The 20,066-nt window shown below is 72.4% G+C and carries 14 protein-coding genes; 10 read left to right on the forward strand and 4 right to left on the reverse strand.

The window, feature by feature from the left end; genetic code table 11:
• Positions 1 to 115 precede the first annotated feature (115 nt).
• Positions 116 to 1,855, forward strand: coding sequence for a flavin monoamine oxidase family protein (locus ACFWB8_RS30355; RefSeq protein ID WP_385234155.1), 1,740 nt, complete (start codon positions 116 to 118; stop codon positions 1,853 to 1,855).
• A gap of 215 nt (positions 1,856 to 2,070) precedes the next feature.
• Positions 2,071 to 3,138, forward strand: a complete 1,068-nt coding sequence (trpS, locus tag ACFWB8_RS30360; protein WP_385234158.1) for a tryptophan--tRNA ligase — start codon at positions 2,071 to 2,073, stop codon at positions 3,136 to 3,138.
• Here the strand turns inward: trpS and ACFWB8_RS30365 are convergent.
• The 3 genes from ACFWB8_RS30365 to ACFWB8_RS30375 form a co-directional block, all read right to left on the reverse strand.
• Complete coding sequence (locus ACFWB8_RS30365) at positions 3,132 to 4,055, reverse strand: RimK family alpha-L-glutamate ligase (RefSeq protein ID WP_385234161.1); 924 nt, start codon at positions 4,053 to 4,055, stop codon at positions 3,132 to 3,134. The two genes, trpS and ACFWB8_RS30365, sit on opposite strands and share 7 nt — an antisense overlap.
• 211 nt (positions 4,056 to 4,266) lie before the next feature.
• Complete coding sequence (locus ACFWB8_RS30370; RefSeq protein ID WP_385234164.1) at positions 4,267 to 4,896, reverse strand: TetR/AcrR family transcriptional regulator; 630 nt, start codon at positions 4,894 to 4,896, stop codon at positions 4,267 to 4,269.
• Positions 4,897 to 5,006: 110 nt separating this feature from the next.
• Positions 5,007 to 8,999 (reverse strand): type I polyketide synthase, encoded by a 3,993-nt coding sequence (locus ACFWB8_RS30375; RefSeq protein ID WP_385234168.1) that lies wholly within the window; start codon positions 8,997 to 8,999, stop codon positions 5,007 to 5,009.
• Between the two features lie 193 nt (positions 9,000 to 9,192).
• On the opposite strand from ACFWB8_RS30375, the gene ACFWB8_RS30380 reads away from it, so the two are divergent.
• From ACFWB8_RS30380 to ACFWB8_RS30410, 7 genes are all read left to right on the forward strand, one after another.
• On the forward strand, positions 9,193 to 10,182 hold the full coding sequence (locus ACFWB8_RS30380; protein WP_385234171.1) for an aldo/keto reductase: 990 nt from the start codon (positions 9,193 to 9,195) through the stop codon (positions 10,180 to 10,182).
• A gap of 70 nt (positions 10,183 to 10,252) precedes the next feature.
• On the forward strand, positions 10,253 to 11,956 hold the full coding sequence (locus ACFWB8_RS30385; protein WP_385234174.1) for a GH3 auxin-responsive promoter family protein: 1,704 nt from the start codon (positions 10,253 to 10,255) through the stop codon (positions 11,954 to 11,956).
• A gap of 1 nt (position 11,957) precedes the next feature.
• Entirely contained in the window at positions 11,958 to 12,836 is an 879-nt protein-coding gene (locus tag ACFWB8_RS30390) for an alpha/beta fold hydrolase (protein WP_385234177.1), read from the forward strand.
• Complete coding sequence (locus ACFWB8_RS30395) at positions 12,829 to 14,037, forward strand: mandelate racemase/muconate lactonizing enzyme family protein (RefSeq protein ID WP_385234180.1); 1,209 nt, start codon at positions 12,829 to 12,831, stop codon at positions 14,035 to 14,037. The genes ACFWB8_RS30390 and ACFWB8_RS30395 overlap by 8 nt, the downstream gene beginning before the upstream one ends.
• A complete protein-coding gene (locus ACFWB8_RS30400; RefSeq protein WP_385234183.1) occupies positions 14,034 to 15,791 on the forward strand; it encodes a thiamine pyrophosphate-binding protein in 1,758 nt (585 codons plus the stop codon). The genes ACFWB8_RS30395 and ACFWB8_RS30400 overlap by 4 nt, the downstream gene beginning before the upstream one ends.
• A 67-nt stretch (positions 15,792 to 15,858) precedes the next feature.
• On the forward strand, positions 15,859 to 16,734 hold the full coding sequence (locus ACFWB8_RS30405) for an FAH family protein (RefSeq protein WP_385234186.1): 876 nt from the start codon (positions 15,859 to 15,861) through the stop codon (positions 16,732 to 16,734).
• Positions 16,731 to 18,065: a hypothetical protein gene (locus ACFWB8_RS30410; protein WP_385234189.1), complete on the forward strand. Its 1,335-nt coding sequence runs from the start codon at positions 16,731 to 16,733 to the stop codon at positions 18,063 to 18,065. The genes ACFWB8_RS30405 and ACFWB8_RS30410 overlap by 4 nt, the downstream gene beginning before the upstream one ends.
• Here the strand turns inward: ACFWB8_RS30410 and ACFWB8_RS30415 are convergent.
• On the reverse strand, positions 17,962 to 18,330 hold the full coding sequence (locus ACFWB8_RS30415; RefSeq protein ID WP_385234192.1) for an ArsR/SmtB family transcription factor: 369 nt from the start codon (positions 18,328 to 18,330) through the stop codon (positions 17,962 to 17,964). The two genes, ACFWB8_RS30410 and ACFWB8_RS30415, sit on opposite strands and share 104 nt — an antisense overlap.
• A 226-nt stretch (positions 18,331 to 18,556) precedes the next feature.
• On the opposite strand from ACFWB8_RS30415, the gene ACFWB8_RS30420 reads away from it, so the two are divergent.
• A complete protein-coding gene (locus tag ACFWB8_RS30420) occupies positions 18,557 to 20,062 on the forward strand; it encodes an MFS transporter (protein WP_385234195.1) in 1,506 nt (501 codons plus the stop codon).
• The last annotated feature ends 4 nt before the right edge of the window (positions 20,063 to 20,066 follow it).

The following is a 20,066-nucleotide window of genomic DNA, read 5'->3' on the forward strand; positions in this document are numbered from 1 at the left end:
CACCCGGTGTTTCCCCCGGGCGTGCCCCCAACGGTTCACTCCCCCTCACGGATACCGCCGGGATCGCCGCGGCCCCCACGCCTGCCCGACCCGGTCCGCCGAGGAGAGGGATCACATGCATCGCATGCGTCACCCGCACCAGGAACCTGCCGCCCCGCCCCAGTCCGTCAACCGCACCGGCATCCCCGACCGGCTGCGCCTCGCGTTCTCGACCCACGCCGAGGCACGTCGGCGCGCCATGCCGGTGGAGGAGGTCGCCGGCGAGGCCGTCGAACGCACCCGCCGCGCACGCGCCGAGCATGCCGAGCGCCGACTCGCCTCATCCGAAGCCGGGTCGGCCGATACGGGCAGCCGTACGCTCAGCCGTCGCCGGCTCCTCGGTACCGCGGGCGCCCTGGCCGCGACCGCGGCGCTGCCCGGCGCACCGCTCGCCCCGCGCCGGGCGGCGGCGGCCGGCGACAGCCCGACGCCCGGCCCCCGTATCGCGATCATCGGCGCGGGACTCGCGGGGCTGCGCTGCGCGCACCGGCTGTGGACCCAGGGCCGCCCGGTCGCCGCCACCGTCTACGAGGCCGACACCACCCACATCGGCGGCCGCTGCTGGTCGTTGCGCGGATTCTTCGACAACGGCGCGGTCCACGAGCACGGCGGGTCCTTCATCAGCTCGTCCGACACCGCGATCCTCGGCCTGGCCCACAGCCTCGGCATCGCACGGGAGTACGCGAACGGCGGCGCCCTGGACGACGGGGACTACACCGCCTGGATCGGCAACGGCCCGTACACCGGGGACCGGCAGCAGGAGGACTGGGTGGCCGAGGCGTACGAGGCCTTCAACGCCTCGTACCGGGCGGCGGGCACGGCCCGCTACAACAGCAGCACTCCCGAGGCGCGGCGGCTGGACCGGCTGTCCTGCCTGGACTACCTCGACGAGATCGGGCTGGCCGCCGATTCCCGGCTCGGCCAGCTCGTGCAGTCCCTCCAGCTCCAGTCCGGCGGCGAGCCCGCCGAGGCCTCCGCACTCGGGATGATCGGCTTCCTCGGGTCCTCGGCCACCTTCGCCGGCGGCGGCTTCGACGAGAAGTACCACCTGGTCGGCGGCAACGACCGGCTCGTCAGCGGGATGGCCGCGCAGCTCCCGGCCGGGGCCGTGCGGCAGGGGTACGAGCTCATCGCGCTGCGCCAGAACGGCGATTGCAGCTACACCTGCACCTTCGACCGCTCGGGCAGCACGGTGTCGGTGACCGCGGACCACGTGGTGCTGGCCCTGCCCTTCAGCACCCTGCGCAACGTCGACCTCTCGGGGGCGAACCTCTCCGCCCGCAAGATGACCGCCATCCGCGAACAGGGCATGGGCCACAACGCGAAGATCGTCACCCAGCTCTCGGCGAAGACCTGGCCTCGGCTCGGCTTCAACGGCATCACCAACACCGGCCCGCTCGGCTATCAGACGGCCTGGGACGGCTCGGTCGCACAGGGCCCGGGCGGCGCCCCCGCCCTGCTGGTGAACTTCCCCGGCGGGAACACCGCCCGCACCACGCTCACCGGAGCCGCCCACGGTCCGGCCCCCGCGGCGGACGTGCGGTGGTTCCTCTCCCAGGTCGAGCGCCTCTACCCCGGCACGACGGCCGCGTACACCGGGAAGGCGTACGAGGACCACTGGTCGCTCGACCCCTGGCACCTCGGCGCCTACCACTACTACAAGGTCGGCCAGTACACCTCGTTCGCGGGCTACGAAGAGGTGCAGGAGGGCCGCGTCCACTTCGCGGGCGAGCACACCGACGTGGAGAACTCCACGCTCAACGCGGCGGTGGTCTCCGGCGAACGCGTCGCGGGCGAGATAGCCCACCAGATCTGAGGAACGGCGTCCCGGCCCGGAGCACATCCGGGCCGAGACGGCGCACGGTATGATCGCGGCATGCATCGTTCCTCGTGCCTGAGCTGGTGGCGCACCCTCTGAGGGTGGCCACTTCCCACGCATGACCCGGGCCGCCCTGATGGGCGGCCCTTTCGTGTCCCTGGAACGGGGTGGACGGCCGGCCTCGGGGTGGCGTCGACCTTTCAGGAGACTCCGTGAACACCACCGACACGCTGGGTACGCCCACGGCCCAGACCCGCAGCGCCGTACTGGAGCGGGAGATCCGCCGCGACCCGGGCCGCTTCCGCATCCTGACCGGGGACCGGCCCACCGGCCGGCTCCATCTGGGGCACTACTTCGGCACCCTCCACAACCGGGTCCGTCTCCAGGACCTGGGGGTGGAGACGTTCGTGGTCATCGCCGACTACCAGGTGCTGACGGACCGCGACGTCGCCGACAACCTCACCGAGGTCGTCGAGGACCTCGTACTGGACTACCTCGCCATCGGCGTCGACCCGCAGCGGTCCACGATCTTCACCCACAGCGCGATCCCCGCCCTCAACCAGCTGCTGCTGCCCTTCCTCAGCCTGGTCTCCGTCGCCGAGCTGAACCGCAACCCCACGGTCAAGGACGAGATCGCCCACTCGCGCCAGTCCTCCGTCAGCGGCCTGATGTTCACCTACCCCGCCCACCAGGCCGCCGACATCCTCTTCTGCAAGTCCCACCTCGTCCCCGTCGGGCAGGACCAGCTCCCCCACCTCGAACTGACCCGCACCATCGCCCGCCGCTTCAACGACCGCTACGGCAACGGCACCCCCCTCTTCCCCGAACCCGACGCCCTGCTGTCCGCCGCCCCGCTGCTCCTGGGCACCGACGGCGGCAAGATGAGCAAGAGCCGGGGCAACGCCATCGCGCTGGCCGCCGACGCCGACGAGACGGCCCGGCTGCTGCGCGGTGCGAAGACCGACTCCGAGCGGCACGTCACCTACGATCCCGAAGCCCGCCCGGAGGTCTCCTCCCTGCTCCTGCTGGCGGCCCTCTGCCAGGCCCGGGACCCCCGGGAGATCGCCGAGGAGATCGGCGCGGCGGGCTCGGCCGCCCTCAAGAAGCACGTGACCGAGGCCGTCAACGAGCACTTGGCGCCGATCCGGGCACGGCGCACCGCGTACGCCGGGGACCGCGGGTACCTGCGCCAGGTCCTCCGGGAGGGCAACGCGCGGGCCAACGCCGTCGCCGAGGCCACCCTCGCGCAGGTCCGCACCGCGATGAACAGCCACTACTGAGCCGCAGCCGTCGGGCTGCGGCTCAGCCCGGCGACGGCCTCCACGAAGCGCTCGACGGCGCCCTCGGCCGTCGTCAGGAAGAGGTGGGGCTCGATCAGCTCCAGTTCCATCACGACCGGGGATCCGTCCCCGGCCAGCGCGAGGTCGACCCGCGCGTACAGCAGCGGGTCGCCCGCCGGGGTCTCCACCACGGCCAACGCCGCGGCGGCCACCGCCCGTTCGGCCGCGTCGGGGACGTGTGTGATCAGGTCGGGGTGCGGTACGCGCTCGTTGTCGACGCGCCCCGTGTCCGTGAGCACCGGTCCCTTGCGCATCGCGTGGCTGAACTCCCCGCCCAGGAACACCAGCGCGCGTTCGCCTTCGACGATCCGCTCCATGTACGGCTGGACCATCACGGTCTCGCCGCCCCCGTGCAGCAGGCGCACGTGGGCCTCGGCCGCGTCCCGCTGGTCCTCGGTGTACCGGGCGCTGTTGCGGGCGCCGGCCGAGACCGACGGCTTGACCACGATCTCGCCGTGCTCCGGCAGCCGGGCGTCTTCGCCGGGAGCGATGAACCGGGTCGGTACGGTAGCCACCCCGCGGGCGGTGAGCTCCGCGAGGTACGTCTTGTCGCTGTTCCAGCGCACCACCCGGGCGGGGCTGTGCAGCGCGGTCACCGCGGCGACGCGGTCGGCCCACCTCAGGAAGTCGGGCAGCCGGTGCGTGTACTCCCAGGTGGAGCGGATCACCACGGCGTCCTGCGCGGCCCAGTCGTACCCGGCGTCGTCCCAGCCGACCGCCTCCGCGTCGATGCCGCGCTCGCGCAACGCCGCCACCAGCAGCGGCAGTTCCGCGTCGTGCTCCCGGCCGAACCCGTCGGTCGCGAGGGCGACCCGGCGCGCGGCCGACCCGCCCGAGCCCGTACCGGTACGCGCCATGCCTCACCCCTTTGCCGAACGGACCTGCGAAGGCTGCGGCACTTCCCCAGGGCTTTGTTGCGCTGGTCGACCACCGCGGGGATCTCGTACCTCGCCAGCAGGCCCAGGTCACCGAAGTCACCCGCCTCCCAGGTACGGGGCGCGGGCGGGGACCCGGTGCGTACCCAGGGGGTACCGCACCGGTCAGCGCGTCCACCTCGGGGTCGGCTTGTCAGCGTTTTGCCGCGATGATTCCGTGGAGGAAGATGCCGAGTACTCCATGGAGTTCATCATGGAGGGAAATGTCCGGATCGGTTTCTCGGGACCAGCGGTAAAGCACACCGAGGTAGACGTCACGCAGCACGTTTCCCACTCGCTGCGGGTCCACCTCCGACGAAATCTCGCCCACGGCCCGCCCGGTCTGGAGAATTCCGGCGAATATCTCGGCGGCGTAAGGCTCTTCGAGGAGCGGCCGGCCCGCTTTCACCCATGCGGCCAGCATCGCCCCCGCCACTTCGCGCTCTTCCTCGTTGATATCCGCCAGCGCAACCATGCACCGTTCCAGCTGGGCGGCCACGCTTCCGCCGCGATGCGGCTCCACCATCTCCAGACGCTCCCGCAGTTTGTGTCGCCGCTGTTCACCCCATGCGGTGATGAGGTCTTCCTTGCGGGAGAAATAGTTGAAGAAAGTGCCCCGGGCAACATCGGCGCGCTCGGCGATCTCGTCGATCGTGGTCTTGTCATAGCCCTGTTCGGCGAACAGGGCCAGGGCCGAGGCGTAGACACTCTCCCGGACTTTCTGCTTGTTCCGTTCGCGACGCCCCGGGGGGGTACGAGGGGCCGTGGAGGGGAGTGGGTCCATCGCGCTATTCCGTTCAGCAGGTCGGCATGGAGTGCCCGTACATTGACTCCCAATTAACTTTAGATTGCGGTCAACGTTTCTGGCAATGCCCGGGCACCCCCCTGACCTCGTCATCCGGCCGAATCCCGCACCACCTCCGCCACACTCGCCCCACCCAGCAGCCGGTCCAACGCGATGTCCACGCCGTGCTCCTCCCGCACCCGCCGGCGCAGCCGCGTCGCCATCAGGGAGTCCAGCCCAAAATCGCGCAGCGGCCTTCGGGAGTCGAGCAGATCGGCGGGCATGCCGAGCACCACCGCCGCATGTGACGCGAAAGCCTCCACCGTCAGCCCGGCCGGCGTCGGCCGCGGCGTGGGCGCGGGCCGTTCGGCCAGCGGCGCGGGAGGTGCGCAGGGTGTGGGTGCGGGCGCTTGCACGGGCGCCTGGGCCTTGGCCCGTACGGCGACCCGCTGCTCGGGGGCGAGCCATGCGGCGGCCTCCCCCGCGAGTCCCGCGAGGGCGGACAGCAGCGCGCCCGCACCGGAGCGGAGCGCGCCCGAGGTGGTTTCGGCGGGGGCCGCGGGGCGCAGCCGGATCCCCTCGAAGACCGCGAGCCGGTGCCCCTCGGCGGACACGACTTCGACGTCCGCGCGGTCCGCGCCGGCCGTGCGGCGGGCGATGCTCCAAAACTCCCCGTCGAGCCGCTCCGGCAGCCGGACCCGGTCGAAGGAAACGGGCAGCCGCAGCTCTGCCGGCAGGGCGGCGAGCAATGGCTGGAATGCCGACTCCAGCGACGCGGGGTAGGGGACCTCCGGCGTCGTCATCCGGGCGACGGCCTCGGCATCCCCGGTCCACAGTCGCCGTACGCCGTCGAAGCGCGGGTCGATCGTGTAGCCGCGGTCCTCGGCCAGCACGCGGAAGGCAGCGGCGCGGTGGAAGCGCGTGCACCGCTCAAGTGCGGCGTCCACCCGGGCGGTTCCGGTGTCGCCGTCCCCGCCCTCTTCCGCGGTGGCCGGCCGCAGCCGGGCCCGCAGGCACACGGCCGCCGTCCCCTTGCCGAAGGCCTCGACCCGGACCTCCCACTCCCCGCCGCCGGGCGCGGGCAGCACGGTGGTGCGCAGCGAGAGGGCGGCGGCCTCGCCGGCGTCCACGTACGTGTCACCGAGCCGGGCGTCCACCAGTTCCAGGTCGGCGGTGCCCGCCAGCGCGCGCCCCGCGTCCAGGGCGGCCGCGAGGTAGACCACCGGCGGCACTGGTGTCAGCCCGCGCACGGACACCGCGCTCCCCCACTCGCCCGAACCCCAGGCGCTGAGCGGGCTCTCGCGCACGAACGGGACGGGCGGGGCGGGCAGGGCGGGCGGGGCGATCGGCGACGCAGCGGCGGGGTCCGGCTGCTCGTCGGCCAGCCGGAACTCACGGGTGTCCCAGCTGTAGCGGGGCAGCGGAACGTCCCGGGGCGCGGCGCCGAACCACTGCTCCCACGCCACCCGGCCGCCGTGCGCGTACACCTGGCCGAGCGCCTGGACCAGTGCGGTCCGCTCGTCCTGCCCGCGCCGCAGCGAGGGAACGGCCGCTCCCTGCGCCCCCGCCTCCTCCCGGGTCTGCTCCAGGGCGCCGACGAGCAGCGGGTGCGGGCTGACCTCGACGAACACGGGGGCGTCGGCCTTGAGGATGCCGCGTACGGTGTCGACGAACCGTACCGGCAGGCGCAGGTTGTCCATCCAGTACGCGGGATCGAGGTCGGGTCCGGTGACCGGGGTGCACCGGGTGGTGGAGATCATGGCGGTGTGCGGCGCGGTGGGGGTCAACGAGCCCAGTGCGGCCGGCAGTTCCTCGCGCAGGGCGTCCATGGCCGGTGAGTGCGAGGCGACGTCCACGCGGACCGGGCGGCTGAAGAGCCCGCGCGCCGTCAGTTCCTCGCCGATCTGCCGCAGGGCCTCGGCGTCGCCGGCCAGGACGGTGCCGAGCGGGGCGTTCTCGGCGGCCACGCAGACGGCCCGCCCGTGCGGGGCGGCGACGTCCCGCGCGTCGTCGGCGGACAGTTCGACGGCGAGCATGGCACCCTGCCCGGCCAGCCGCTTCATCAGCCGACTGCGGCGGCAGATGACGGCGGCCGCGTCGGCGAGGGAGAGTGCTCCCACGGCCTGTGCGGCGGCGGCCTCGCCCATGCTGTGGCCTATGCAGAGGTCCGGTGCGACGCCCATGGAGCGCCAGGTCGCGGCGAGGGCCACCTCCATGGACCACAGGAGCGGCTGGACCACGTCGATCTCGGCGGGCAGTTCATCGCGTTCCAGCCAGGCGAGCGGGGACCAGCCCAGTTCCGCGCGGACCACCTCGTCGCAGGCAGCCATGGCCCTCCGGAAGGCGGGCGAGGCGGCCAGAAGGCCGCGGCCCATCCGGGGCCACTGGGAACCCTGGCCGGGAAAGACGAAGACGGTGGGGCGGGGGGAGAATCCCGCCTCGGCGACGCCCGCGCCCGGGACCTCACGGCCCTCGGCCAGCGCGGTCAGGGCGGCGGCGAGCTCCTCGTGCGTGCCGGCCACGGCCCACAGCCGGTACGGGTGGGCGTCGCGACGCAGGGCCGCCGACGCGCACAGGTCCCGCAGGGGTACGTCGCGCCCGGGTCCGGCGGGGCCCAGGTGTGCGGCGTACGACCGGGCCAGCGCGAGCAGCGAGGCGTGCGAGCGGGCGGAGAGTACGAGCAGCTGCGGGTCTCCCGGGCCGGACTCGGGGCGGGCGAAGGCCGGTTCGGCCGCGCGCGCGGCCCGTACGACGTTCCCGGGCTCGTCCCCGGGCTCGTCCCCGGCGGCCTCGTGCTCGTACGCGCCGACCACGACATGGGCGTTGGTGCCCGAGATGCCGAAGGAGCTGACCCCGATCAGCGGGGCTCCGGCCGCGGCGTCCAGCGGGCGGTTGGCGGTGACGACCGCGAGCGGGGAGCCCTCTGCGGCGAGGATCCCGTGGGGTTGGTGGAGGTGCAGGGAGGCGGGGATCAGGCCGTGGCGGGTGATCAGCACCGCCTTGATGAGACCGGCGATGCCGGCGGCCGCCTCGGCGTGGCCGATGTTGGTCTTCACCGAGCCGATGAGCAGCGGGTCCCCGGGCCGCCGCCGGCCGGCCACCGCTTCGGCGAGCGCCCGCAGTTCGACCCCGTCGCCGGTGACCGTGCCGGTGCCGTGCGCCTCGACGTAGCGCAGGTCGGCCGGATCGATCCCGGCGCTCCGCCAGGCGGTGCGGGCGGTTTCCACCTGGCCGTCGACGGCGGGCTGGAGGAGCAGGCCGCTGCCGCGCCCGTCGTTGACCACGGCGCTGCCGCGCAGGACGGCGAGGACCCGGTCGCCGTCGCGGCGGGCGTCGGAGAGCCGTTTGAGGACCACGGCCCCGACGCCCTCGCTGCGTACGAAGCCGTCGGCGGAGGAGTCGGCGAACTTGCAGCGCCCGTCGGGGGCGAGCATGCCGGCCTGGGAGTAGGCGATCGCGTCGGCCGGGGAGAGGACGAAGCTGACGCCGCCCGCTACGGCCAGGTCGCTCTCGCCGGCCAGCAGGCTCTGCCGCGCGGCGTGGACGGCGACGAGCGAGGAGGAGCAGGCGGTGTCCAGGACGAGGCTGGGGCCGCGCAGGTCGAAGGCGTACGAGAGGCGCCCCGCGGTGGTGGCGCGCAGCCGGCTGCCGGCCGCGCTGCGAATGCCCGAGACGGCGTGGCCGGCGCCCACTTCCCCGTACTCGGCGGTGGCCTGGCCCACGAAGACTCCGGTCCGGGTCCCCGCGAGGGTGGAGGGCCGGATCCCGGCGTCTTCGAAGGCCTCCCAGGCGACGTGCAGCAGCAGGCGCTGCTGCGGGTCCATGTCCCGGGCCTCGGCGTGCGATATCCCGAAGAACAGGGAGTCGAAGGCGAAGGCCTCGGACAGGAAGCCGCCGTGGCGCGAGGCGGTCCGGCCGGGTGGCGCGGGGGCCGGATGGTAGACGGCGTCGATGTCGAAACGGTCGGCCGGGACTTCGGTGACGGCGTCCGCGTTGCGCGTCAGCAGGTCCCAGAACTCCTCGACGCCGTCGGCACCGGGGAACCGGCAGCCCATCCCGACGACCGCCACCTCTTCGCCCTGCACGTGAATCGACCGCTTCATGACTCCCCCTCAACGGTGTTGACCCGTCCAAGAATAGACGAGGAGTCAATTTTGAGCCGCCGTCGAGTTCCCTTGTAGGCAGGTTTAACGCGATGTTGACACGGTTTTCACGTGACTTGGGACACATAAATCTTGACCTGAAGTACAAACATGGCTTCTGATCTAACTTCCCGCAGCGAACGGAGAACGCATCATGAAGCACACCAAACTCGGCCGTCAGGGCCTCGAGGTCTCCCGCATGGGCCTCGGCTGCATGGGGATGAGCCAGTGGTACGGCACCCCCGACGACACCGAATCGATCCTGACCCTCCACCGCGCCCTGGACCTGGGCGTCACCCTCCTCGACACCGCCGAGGCCTACGGCCCGTACGACAACGAGGAGCTGCTCGGCACAGCCCTCCAGGGCCGCCGCGAACAGGTCGTCATCGCCACGAAATTCGGCTTCCCCATGAAGCTGAAGGACGGCACCACGGCCCCCGTCGACAGTCGGCCCGCCCACATCGTCGAGGTCGTCGAGGCCTCGCTACGGCGCCTGCGCACCGATCACATCGACGTCCTGTATCAGCACCGCGTCGACCCGGACGTCCCCATCGAGGACGTCGTGGGCACGATGGCCGAGCTGGTCACCCAGGGCAAGGTGCGCTTCCTGGGGCTGTGCGAGGCGAGCGAGAGCACCATCCGCCGCGCCCACGCCGTGCACCCGCTGTCCGTCGTCCAGAGCGAGTTCTCGGTCTGGGAGCGCAACCTCGAAGACGGCGTCCTGCCGCTGCTGCGCGAACTCGGCATCGGGCTCGTCGGGTTCTGCCCGCTCGGACGCGGTTTCCTGACGGGCTCCGTCGACCGCGCCGAGAGCTACCCGGAGACCGACTTCCGCAGCCACGACCCTCGCCTGCAGGGCGCGAACTACGACCACAACATGGCCATCGCCGGACGCATCCGCGCGCTGGCCGAGGAGCACGGCCTGACCCCGGCGCAGCTCGCCATCGCGTGGGTGCTGCACCAGGGCGAGGACATCGTGCCCATCCCCGGCACCAAGCGCCGCACCTATCTGGAGGACAACCTCCGGGCCGCTTCGGTCGTGCTCGACCCGGCACTGCTCGCCCGGATCGAGGAGGTCGCGGCGCCCGGCAAGGTCGCCGGCCCCCGCTACAACGACCGGATGATGGCGCTCATCGACCGCTGAGCGGGGCACACCCGCGCGGTACCCCTCTCCCCCACGCACCCTTCCTCACCCATCGGAGTGCATCGCAACCATGGCCACACACCACGGGTCGCTCTGGCAGGAACACTGGAACGACCGCCGAGGCCCCTTCGCCGAGGAATGCCGGCAGGCCCGCGCCGACCTCCTCGCCGATCTGCGCAACCCCGCGGCCGCCCAGGACCGCGTCCTGGCCGACATCATCGAATTCAGTGCGGGCTCCCTGCACTGGAAGGAGAACGGCTACGACGCGGTGCGCCACGAGCCGGCCGCCTTCCGCAAGGTCCTGCCGATCATGCGGTACGACGACTTCGCCGGACCCATCGAGCGCGAGACCCGCACCAAGGGCGGGATCCTCAGCTGCAGCCCCGTCCTGCGCTGGCTCAAGACCAGCGGCACGACCGGCACCCCGAAGCGGGTCCCGTACACCCTGCACTGGCTGCTGACCTACCGCATCCCCGCCATGAAGGCGATGTGGGGCACCTACCTGGAGCAGCACCCCGAGCTCTTGGCGCACCCCCACGCCACGCTGGACACCCAGACGGTGCGCGAGGACGTCCTCGACTTCGTGCACGGCGTCGAGCACCAGGCGATCAGCAACCGCCATCCGCAGATCAACAGCCTGGACTGGAACCCGCCGTGGTACGACGCACCGTGGTTCGGGCCGCAGACGCCCACCTCCCACGAGGGGCGCATGTACCACCGCGTCCGGCACCTGGTCGGCCGGGAGCTGCACTACATCTCCGCGATCAACCCCAGCACCCTGGTGTCGCTGCGGGACCTGATCGCCGTCAACGGTGACCGGCTGGTGGCGGACCTGCGCGCCGGGACGCTGGAGGGCGAGCCCTACGGCGAGCCCGACGAGGCGGCGGCCGCCCGCCTGGAGGCCGTGCTGCGAGACCCCGCCTTCAGCCTCAAGGACGTCTGGCCGTCCCTGACCCTCTACAGCTGCTGGCTCTCCGCCTCGGCAGGCCTGTACCGCGGCAAGCTGGACGCCGTGCTGCCCGGGGTCGACAAGCTGCCGTTCATGACGTGCGGCACGGAGGGCGTCACCACCATCCCCGTCGACGGTACGACGCACTCCCAGCCCCTCGCGGTCAGCCAGGCGTTCTTCGAGTTCGTACCGGCCGACGTGCCGCTCGGGGAGGTCCTCGAGAGCGGCGGCACGGTCGGCACCCTGCTCTTCGACGAGATCGAGGCCGGCCGGGACTACCACCTGATCATGTCCCAGGGGAACGGCCTGTACCGGCTGTGGACCGGGGACATCTACCACGTGGACCGCGTCGACGCGTCCGGCGTGCCGTGGGTGCACTTCGTACGCCGCAGCGGGGTGTTCCACTCCTTCACCGGCGAGAAGATCACCGAGGCGCAGGTCACCGAGGCGATCGAGAACGGCTTCCGGCTGCTCGGCGTGGACATGGGCCTGTACCTGTGCGGTCCCCGGTGGGCGGAGCCGCCGCACTACGTGGCCGTCGTCGAGACGGGCGCCGCGCTCACCGGCGAACTCGCCGCGGCGCTGTCCGCGCGGATCGACGAACAGCTCGGCCTGATCAACATCGAGTACGCGTCCAAGCGCGACAGCGGCCGCCTGGACCCGATCGTCGTGGTGCCGGTCGCACACGGCGCCGTCGGCAGCTACTTCGAGAGCCGCCGGACCCTCGGCAACACCACCCAGTACAAGTACAAGCCGTTCCAGCAGGACATCGCCTTCGTCTCCGAGATCACCGGATCCGGAGACCGGGAGAAGGGGGAGAACTGACATGCTCGAACTCACCAGGGCGCCGCAGAGCACCCGCAGGGAGATCGTCACCGTGCGCCGACCCGGCGCGGACCTGGCCCTGCACGTGTGGCGGCCCGGCACCCTGAAGGGTGCGGTCTTCTACTTCCACGGCCTGCAGAGCCACGCCGGTTGGCTCTGGGAGGCGGGCCCGCAGTTCGCCGACAACGACGTGGCCTTCTACGTGCTCGACCGGCGCGGCAGCGGCATCAGCGACGGCGAGCGCAGCGAGATGCCCGATGCCCGGACGGTCCTGGACGACTACGCGGCCGCCATCGCCGCCGTCCGCGAGGAGATCGGCCCGGACGTGCCCCTCACCCTGTTCGGGCACTGCCTCGGCGGATCCTTCATGGCCGCGCTGCTGCACGACCCGTCCTTCCACGTCCCCTACGACGGGGCGGTGTTCTGCTCGACGTGGCTGGGCAAGCTGCACGCCACCCTCTCGGACGGGGAGCGCGCGGCCCTCGCCGCGGACGAGAGCACCGACCCGTGGGACGCGGGGCTGGACTCGGCCGACTTCACCGACGACCCCAAGTACCGCAGCTACATAGACCACGACGACCTGGCCGTGCGCCGGCTGACCCGGCGCTCGCGGTCCGTACTCCTGCGCCTGGAGGAGTACTACGTGAACGCGGAGCGCGAACTGCCCGACGTCCCCACCGCGTTCGTGTCGGGTCTGACCGACCCGATCGTGGACCTCGACGACGCGCACAAGACGTACATCGAGATGACCCGGGGCCGCGGCTCGCTCCACAAGTTCCCCACCGGGAAGCACTACCTCTTCTACACGGGCGTCCGCCGCAGCCTGGTCAACTGGACCTCGGCCTTCACCCTGCTGCCGGGGCTGGAACACCGTGGCTGAGGCCCTGCTCCACCACGTCACCCAGCCCATGCGGGCCGGCTTCGACCATCCGGCGGCCCGCCGCCGCAGCTCCGACAGCCTCCTGCTCTCCCTGAGCGTCGACGGACACCGCGGACTCGGAGAATGCGCGCCCCGCCCGTACGTCACCGGCGAGACGAGCCACTCCGTCCGGGCAGCCCTCGAACTCGTCGACCTGGGCCTGCTGTTCGCGCGGCTGCGCGCGGCCGACCCCGCGGAGCTGCTCGGCGACCTGCACGCGGCGGGCTTCGAGCAGACCTTCGGCATCACCGGCGGCAACAACCTGGTGTGCCTGCTGGAGACGGCCGTACTCGATCTGCTCGGGCGGCGCCTCGCCGCCCCGGCCGGGGCGCTGCTCCCCGGCCGGGGCGGCCGGGGCCCGGACTCGGATCCGGCGGCGCTGCCCGTCTCGCAGGTGCTCGACACGGGCACCGACCCGCAGGAGTTCCTCGACACCCGGGGCCCCTTCCACTTCGTGAAGATCAAGGCCTCCGAGGACCCCGCCCGTGATGTCCGGACCGTGGCCGCGGTACGCGACCGGCTCGGCGAGTCCGTCCCCGTCATGGTCGACGCCAACATGAGCTGGACCCCCGAGGCCGCGGCCGGCCTGGTGGGGCGGCTGCGGGACGCGGGCGCCGACCTCTTCGAGGAGCCGCTGCCCCGGCGGTCCTGGGCCGACCTGCGTGCGCTGCGCCGGGCCACCGGCGCCACGATCATGCTCGACGAGTCCCTCGGCGGCCCCGACGACGCGCGCACCGCGGTGCGCGACGGCGCCTGCGACGCGTTCAACGTCCGGGTGTCCAAGTGCGGCGGGCTGCTGCGCTCGGCCCAGGTGGTCGCCCTGGCCCGCGAGCACGGCGTCGCCTTCCAGATCGGCGTGCAGGTCGCCGAGGTCGGACCGCTGATCAACGCGGGCCGGGCGCTGGCCTTCGCCCACCCCGACGCGCTCACCGTCGAGGCCGGGCAGAGCGACCGGTTCTTCGACCGCATGGTGGTCACGCCCCGCCCGGCGGTCGACCGCACGGCCAACACCATCTCCCCCGTCGACACCCCCGGGTTCGGCCTGGAGCTCGACGCGAGCGCCGGACCCTACGCGGTGCTCGCATTCACCGAAGGCAAGAAACTGTGGCATCCCCCGACTCCGGACCCGACCGCGGACCCGCGAACGAAGGTCCTGGCATGACGGCCTACTTCTCCGACCTGGTCGTGGCCTTCCTGCGGCAGCAGGACATCGACCTGGTGGCCTTCAACCCCGGCGCCTCCTTCCGCGGGGTGCACGACTCGCTGGTGCACGAGGGCAACGCCGACATCTCCCCGGGCATCGTCATGGCCTGCCACGAGGAGATCGCGGTCGCCGTCGCCCACGGCTACCACAAGGCGGGCAACCGGCACATGGCCGTGTTCGTGCACGCCAACGTCGGCCTGCTGCACGCCTCGATGGCCATCTTCAACGCCTGGTGCGACCGGGTCCCGCTGCTGGTCATCGGCGGCAACGGCCCGATCGACGCGGCCAAGCGCCGCCCCTGGATCGACTGGATCCACACCTCGCAGAACATCGAGTCCGTCGTCAAGGACTACGTGAAGTGGTGCGACCAGCCCACGAGCCAGCGCGGCACCATCGAGTCCCTCTACCGCGCCTTCAAGCTCACCCGGACCGAGGCGCAGGCACCCGTGTTCGTGGCGCTCGACTTCGACGTGCAGGAACAGCCGATCGAGGAGGGCGTACGGCTGCTGCCCGCGGAGGCGACGCGGCCCGCCGCCCTGCCGGGCCCCGCGCCCGAGACCGTACGGGACCTCGCCCGGCGGCTGCTCGACGCCGAACTCCCCGTGCTGATCGTGGACTTCTCCGGGAGGGAGCCTCGGACGGTCGCCGAACTGATCGCGCTCGCCGAGGCCCTGGGGCTGGCGGTCGTCGACCGCGGCAACCGGATGAACTTCCCCACGACCCACGAGCTCAACCTGAGCGGGGCGACGGACACCGGTGTCCTGGCGGAGGCCGACCTGGTCATCGCGCTGGAGGTGCAGGACCTGGTCGGCGCGCTCGGCTCGTTCCTGGAGCTGACGGACCAGGGCACCCCGGCGAACGGCGCCCACGTCGTCACCATCGGCTCCAACGACCTGCTGACCAGCAAGTGGGCCGCCGACTACCAGCAGTTCGTACCGGTCGCCGAGGCGGTCGTCGCGGACAGCCTGCGCACGCTCACCGCCCTGCACTCGGCCGCCACCGATCCCGAGGGGCCCTTCGGGGACCACTCGTTCACCGAGCGGCGCGACACCCGGGCCAAGACGATCGCCGCCGCCCACACCCGGGCACGGACCGGCTGGGCGGAGCAGGCCGAGGCCGCCAAGGGACGCGAGGTCGTCAACGTGGCCGCGGCGGTCGACGAGATCCACCGCGCGGTGCGGGACGAGCAGTGGGTCCTCGCCAATACCGGCAGCCTGACCATCGACGGCTGGGTCAAGAAGCTCTGGCCCATCGAACGGCCGCAGAGCTACCTCGGCCTCAACGGCGGCGGCGGACTGGGCTACGGCCTCGGGGCCTCGGTCGGCGCCGCGCTGGCCCTGCGGGACGAGGACCGGCTCTGCATCAACCTCCAGGCCGACGGCGACCTGCTGTACACGCCGAGCGCGCTGTGGACCCTGGCCGCGTACGACGTCCCGCTGCTGGTCGTCGTCATGAACAACCGGCTCTACCTGAACTCCACCCAGCACGCCGCCCGCGTCGCCGGGAACCGCGACCGCGACATCGACCGCGCGCACATCGCGACGAGTTTCCATGACAACCCCGTCGACTTCGTCACCCTCGCGCAGTCCTACGGCATCCACGCGCTGCCCCGGGTCGAGGCGGTCGCCGACATCGCGCCGGCCGTCGCCGCCGCGGTCGCGTACATCAAGGAGCACGGCAAGCCGGCCCTCGTCGAGATCCTCATGGAGTGACCGGGCGCCGCCGCGCTCCCCTCCTCTTCCCCACAACCACCACGTCCGTCCCGGGAGGACGTCCGTCATGACCCCCTTCTTCGAATGCGCCTACCAGGGCGAGCGGTTCGTCTGCTTCGCCGACACGCCCCCGGGCGAGCCGCTGCTCCTCTTCCCCGCCCCCGCCGACACCGCCGTGGCCCTGCTCGACGCGGGCGGCTCCTCGGACGCCTTCGCCGAGGCGGTGCGGGGCGCGGGCCCCGGGCGGCTGATCCCGGCCGCGTCCCGGGGTGCGGTACGCCCCCTGCCGCCGCTACTGCCGGACGCGCCGGGCACGGCTGTCGCCGGCGGCTTCATGCAGACCCACAACGTCAAGGTGGCCGCCGAGGGCGAGGCGGCCGGTCCGGAGCACCCGAACTGGTTCTTCAAGGGGCCGGGCAGCGCACTGCGCGTATCGGGCGAGCCCCTGGGCGTGCCCGCCGCGGCCGTGGCCGTCTGCGAGGAGGCCGAAGTCGTCCTCGTCTACCGGACCGACGAGAAGGGCGAGGCCGTCTACCTCGGCCACACCTTCGGCAATGACCTGACCGACATCGGGCGGTTCCGGCAGAACCCGGCCCACCTCTCGTACGCCAAGCTGTGCGAGGCCTCGGTCTCCCCCTGGTTCTTCCCCGGCGAGCCACCGCGGGCGGTGACCGGTCGGGTCACGGTCGAGCGCGCCGGGCGCACCGCCTGGGAAGGCGAGTTCAGGACCGGCCTGGACGCCCTGCACTACCCGGTGGAGTCGATGACGGGGCACCTCTTCTCCCACCCGGCGCTGCGCGCTCCCAACGCCGTGCACTACGTGTTCCTCGGCGCCGACCGGAGCAGCTTCCACGCCGGTTTCAGCATCGGCGACGGCGACGTGCTCTCCCTCGAATTCCCGGACCACGGCGTCACGGTGACGAACCAGGTGCGCTGGCTGTGAGGCCAGGGCACGCGCTGCGGGAGCTGGACGACATCGAGGCGTCGTTCGCCTACATGCACGCCGAGCTCGGCGGCAGCACCCAGGTGACGACGCACCTCGCCGTCGCCTCGCTCTTCGGCCCCGACGAGTTCGCCCGGGCCGTCGAGGGGTGGGTGCGGGAGCTGCCCGTGCTGACGCTGCGGATCCGGGAGTCGGTGGACGGCGGGCTGTGGTTCCACGCGGGCCCGCCGCCCGGCCCGGAGCAGGTGCGCCACGGCGCCTTGCCCGCGGGCCGCTCCCCCAGGCGGGTGCTGCGGGAGGAGCTCAACGAAGTACTGGAGACCGGCGGCCCGTTGTGGCGGCTGCGGGCGCTGGAGGACGTGCCGGGCGGGGTGACCCATCTCTTCTTCACCCGCAACCACGCGATCTCGGACGGTTTCACGACCGGGGTGATGGCGGGGGCGCTGCTCGGGCACCTCTTCGGCGCGGCGCCGGGACCGACCGCGGCCGTGCCGGCACAGTTCCCGCCGCACCCGGGGCGGTTCACCTACCGGCCGCCGCGGTACGAGCCGCCCGTCGCCGGGGCGGCCGCCCCGTCGGCCGCGCCGCCGGTGCCGTTCGACCGGGCCGCGCCGTGGCCGCAGCGCCGGGCGGACTACGTCGCGCTCGACCTCTCGGCCGCCGAGTCGGCGGGGGTGCGGGCGTACTGCGCCGAACAGGGCGTCACCGTCAACGAGTTCTTCGCGACCGCCCTCGCGGAGTCCTTCGCCGCCGCGACGGACCGGACCGAGCTGGACCTGTTCACGGCGGTGTCCCTGCGCGGCCGCTGCGAAGGGGCGCGACTGCTCGCCGACCCCGGCTGCCGGATCGGCGTCGTACGGGCCCCGCTGCGGCTCGGGGACGGGGGGCTGGCGGCGAACGCGGCCCGGTACAGGTCGGCCTTCCGGGCCGCCGACACCGAGTGGCGGCCGCTCGCCCGCGACCACGTCGAGATACGCGGGGCCGTACGGGCGCTGGCCGGCCGGGACAGCGCGCCCGGGATCTGCATCACCAACGTCGGTGTCGTCGATCCGGCGCTGGGCCCGCACGCCCAGCACGTCTCGGAGTTCCGGACGGTGGTGAACCGGACCGCCGCCAACTACGCGGTGGTGCTGCACCTGTCCACGTTCCGAAGCGTCTTCGGCCTGACCCTCGCGTACGGCGCCCCGAGCGTGGACCGCGGGGTCGTGCTCCGCACGGCGGACCTGCTCAGGGCGCGGGCGCGGGATCCCCGCCGTCCGGGGCCTCTCTCAGTACGAGGTCCAGCAGCCCGGGGAACCGCTCGTCGAACTCCGGCCGCCGCAGCCGGTTGAACCGCTTGGCCCCGTGGTCCCGCTGCTCGATCAGCCCGGCGGAGCGCAGCACGGCGAAGTGGTGGCTCAGGGCCGCCTTGCGCACCGGGACGTCGAAACTGCCGCAGGCGCGCGTCCAGTCCTGCGCCTCGCCGATCTCCCGTACGAGCGTGATCCGTACGGGGTCGGCGAGCGCGGCCAGGGCGGACTGCAGCGGGACGTCGCGGGGGTGCGTGTGCTCCGGCGGGGTGCGGTGCCGGGGCGCCGGGGGCTGTTCTGCGGTCATGGCGCCTCCTGGGCCGGATTGCTAAGTGTTCGATGCTGGGCATACACTTCTTGGTGTTCACGCTTCATCGAACAGTCTACTCGAGCGGCTTTCCGTAGGTCCCTGCGCGCTGCGCGCGATCCCCCGGGGCTTCACGACGACGAGGTACCCACCCACCTCGCCGCCTCCTCTCCCCCGTTCCCCTCCCTCCCTTCCCCTCCTCATCCATTCCATCCGAGGACGATTCATGCCTGAACCTCACAGCCCGCAACGCTCCGGCGCCGAGCCCACCGAGCCCGACGCCGCCAAGAGCTCGGTCCTCAAACGGCAGTTGACCCTGCTCGCGGCCTGCCTCGGCTTCGTCGTCGTCATCCTCGACGTCAGCGTCGTCAACGTGGCGACGGACGCCCTCAGCGAGGACTTCGGCGGCAGCCTCTCCGGCCTGGAGTGGGTGATCAACGGCTACACGCTCACCTTCGCCGCGTTCCTGCTGACCGCGGGTGCGATGGGAGACCGTTTCGACCCCAAGCGCATCTTCCAGGCGGGCTTCGTCCTGTTCGCCGTCACCTCCTTCGCCTGCGGCGCCGCCGACAGCCTGGTGGCGCTGGTCATCGCCCGCATCCTCCAGGGGGTGGGCGCGGCGATGATCGTGCCCTCCTCGCTCTCGATCGTGAACAAGTCCTTCCCCGACCCGGCGGAGCGCACCCGCGCCGTGAGCCTGTGGGCGGCGTCCGGCGGACTGGCCCTCGCGCTCGGCCCCGTGGTCGGCGGCGTGCTCATCTCGCAGTTCGGCTGGCGCTCGATCTTCTTCGTGAACGTGCCCATCGCGGCGGCCGGCGTCTGGCTGACGCAGACCAGCGCCCCGCGCACCGGCGGCGCCGCGGCCGGCCGGGCCGCGCGCTCCTTCGACGTACCGGGGCAGCTGCTGGCGATCATCACCCTCGGCGCGCTGACCGGCGCCGTCATCGAGGCGAACGGGCTGGGCTGGGGCGCGCCGCTCGTCATCGGCTGCCTGGTGGCGTTCGTGCTGGCGCTGGCCGCCTTCATCGCCGTGGAGCGGCGCAGCACGGATCCGATGCTGCCCCTGACCCTGTTCAAGCGGGGCGCCTTCACCGCGACCTCGCTCATCGGCGTCCTGGTGAACTTCTCCTTCTACGGCCTGATCTTCGTCTACAGCCTCTTCTTCCAGAAGGCCTGGGACTACTCGCCGATCGTCGCCGGGCTCGCCTTCCTGCCCATGACCGCCACCATCATGATCGCCAATCTCGCCTGCGGGCCGCTGGTGAAGCGCTTCGGCTCCCGGACCGTGCTGATCAGCGGAAGCACGCTGGCCGCGCTCGGCTACCTCACCATGCTGCCGGCCGTCGGCTCGGCCTCGTACCCCGCGCTGGTCGCCCAGTTCCTCGTCGCGGGCGCCGGCATCGGGCTGGTCGTCCCGGCCATGACCAACGCCATGCTCTCCGCCGTCGACCCGGGCAACGCGGGCATCGCCTCCGGGGTACTGAACGCCTCACGCCAGATCGGGGGGCTGATCGGCGTGGCCGTCATGGGGATCCTCGTGGGCGCCGCCACACCCGGCGACGCCTTCCTGTCCGGTCTGCGGGCCGCGCTCGTGCTGGCCGCCGTCGCCCTCGCCGCGGCCGCCGTGCTCAGCGCCACCGGTGTGCGCCGCGCCGTCGGCCCCCGTGCGGCGGCCCGGACCGCACGGCCGGCAGCCGCCCCGGCCACCACCCCCGCCACCGAGAACGCATAAGGAG

Source organism: Streptomyces sp. NPDC060031 (genome assembly GCF_042736805.1).
Classification (GTDB): domain Bacteria; phylum Actinomycetota; class Actinomycetes; order Streptomycetales; family Streptomycetaceae; genus Streptomyces.

What these genes read in the sequence shown, in the direction of transcription:
- ACFWB8_RS30355 (WP_385234155.1), top strand. Translation starts at nt 116, where the DNA reads ATGCATCGCATGCGTCACCCGCACCAGGAACCTGCCGCCCCGCCCCAG.
- ACFWB8_RS30385 (WP_385234174.1), top strand. Translation starts at nt 10,253, where the DNA reads ATGGCCACACACCACGGGTCGCTCTGGCAGGAACACTGGAACGACCGC.
- ACFWB8_RS30370 (WP_385234164.1), bottom strand. Translation starts at nt 4,896, where the DNA reads ATGGACCCACTCCCCTCCACGGCCCCTCGTACCCCCCCGGGGCGTCGC.
- ACFWB8_RS30405 (WP_385234186.1), top strand. Translation starts at nt 15,859, where the DNA reads ATGACCCCCTTCTTCGAATGCGCCTACCAGGGCGAGCGGTTCGTCTGC.
- ACFWB8_RS30380 (WP_385234171.1), top strand. Translation starts at nt 9,193, where the DNA reads ATGAAGCACACCAAACTCGGCCGTCAGGGCCTCGAGGTCTCCCGCATG.
- ACFWB8_RS30420 (WP_385234195.1), top strand. Translation starts at nt 18,557, where the DNA reads ATGCCTGAACCTCACAGCCCGCAACGCTCCGGCGCCGAGCCCACCGAG.
- ACFWB8_RS30400 (WP_385234183.1), top strand. Translation starts at nt 14,034, where the DNA reads ATGACGGCCTACTTCTCCGACCTGGTCGTGGCCTTCCTGCGGCAGCAG.
- ACFWB8_RS30365 (WP_385234161.1), bottom strand. Translation starts at nt 4,055, where the DNA reads ATGGCGCGTACCGGTACGGGCTCGGGCGGGTCGGCCGCGCGCCGGGTC.
- ACFWB8_RS30375 (WP_385234168.1), bottom strand. Translation starts at nt 8,999, where the DNA reads ATGAAGCGGTCGATTCACGTGCAGGGCGAAGAGGTGGCGGTCGTCGGG.
- ACFWB8_RS30415 (WP_385234192.1), bottom strand. Translation starts at nt 18,330, where the DNA reads ATGACCGCAGAACAGCCCCCGGCGCCCCGGCACCGCACCCCGCCGGAG.
- ACFWB8_RS30390 (WP_385234177.1), top strand. Translation starts at nt 11,958, where the DNA reads ATGCTCGAACTCACCAGGGCGCCGCAGAGCACCCGCAGGGAGATCGTC.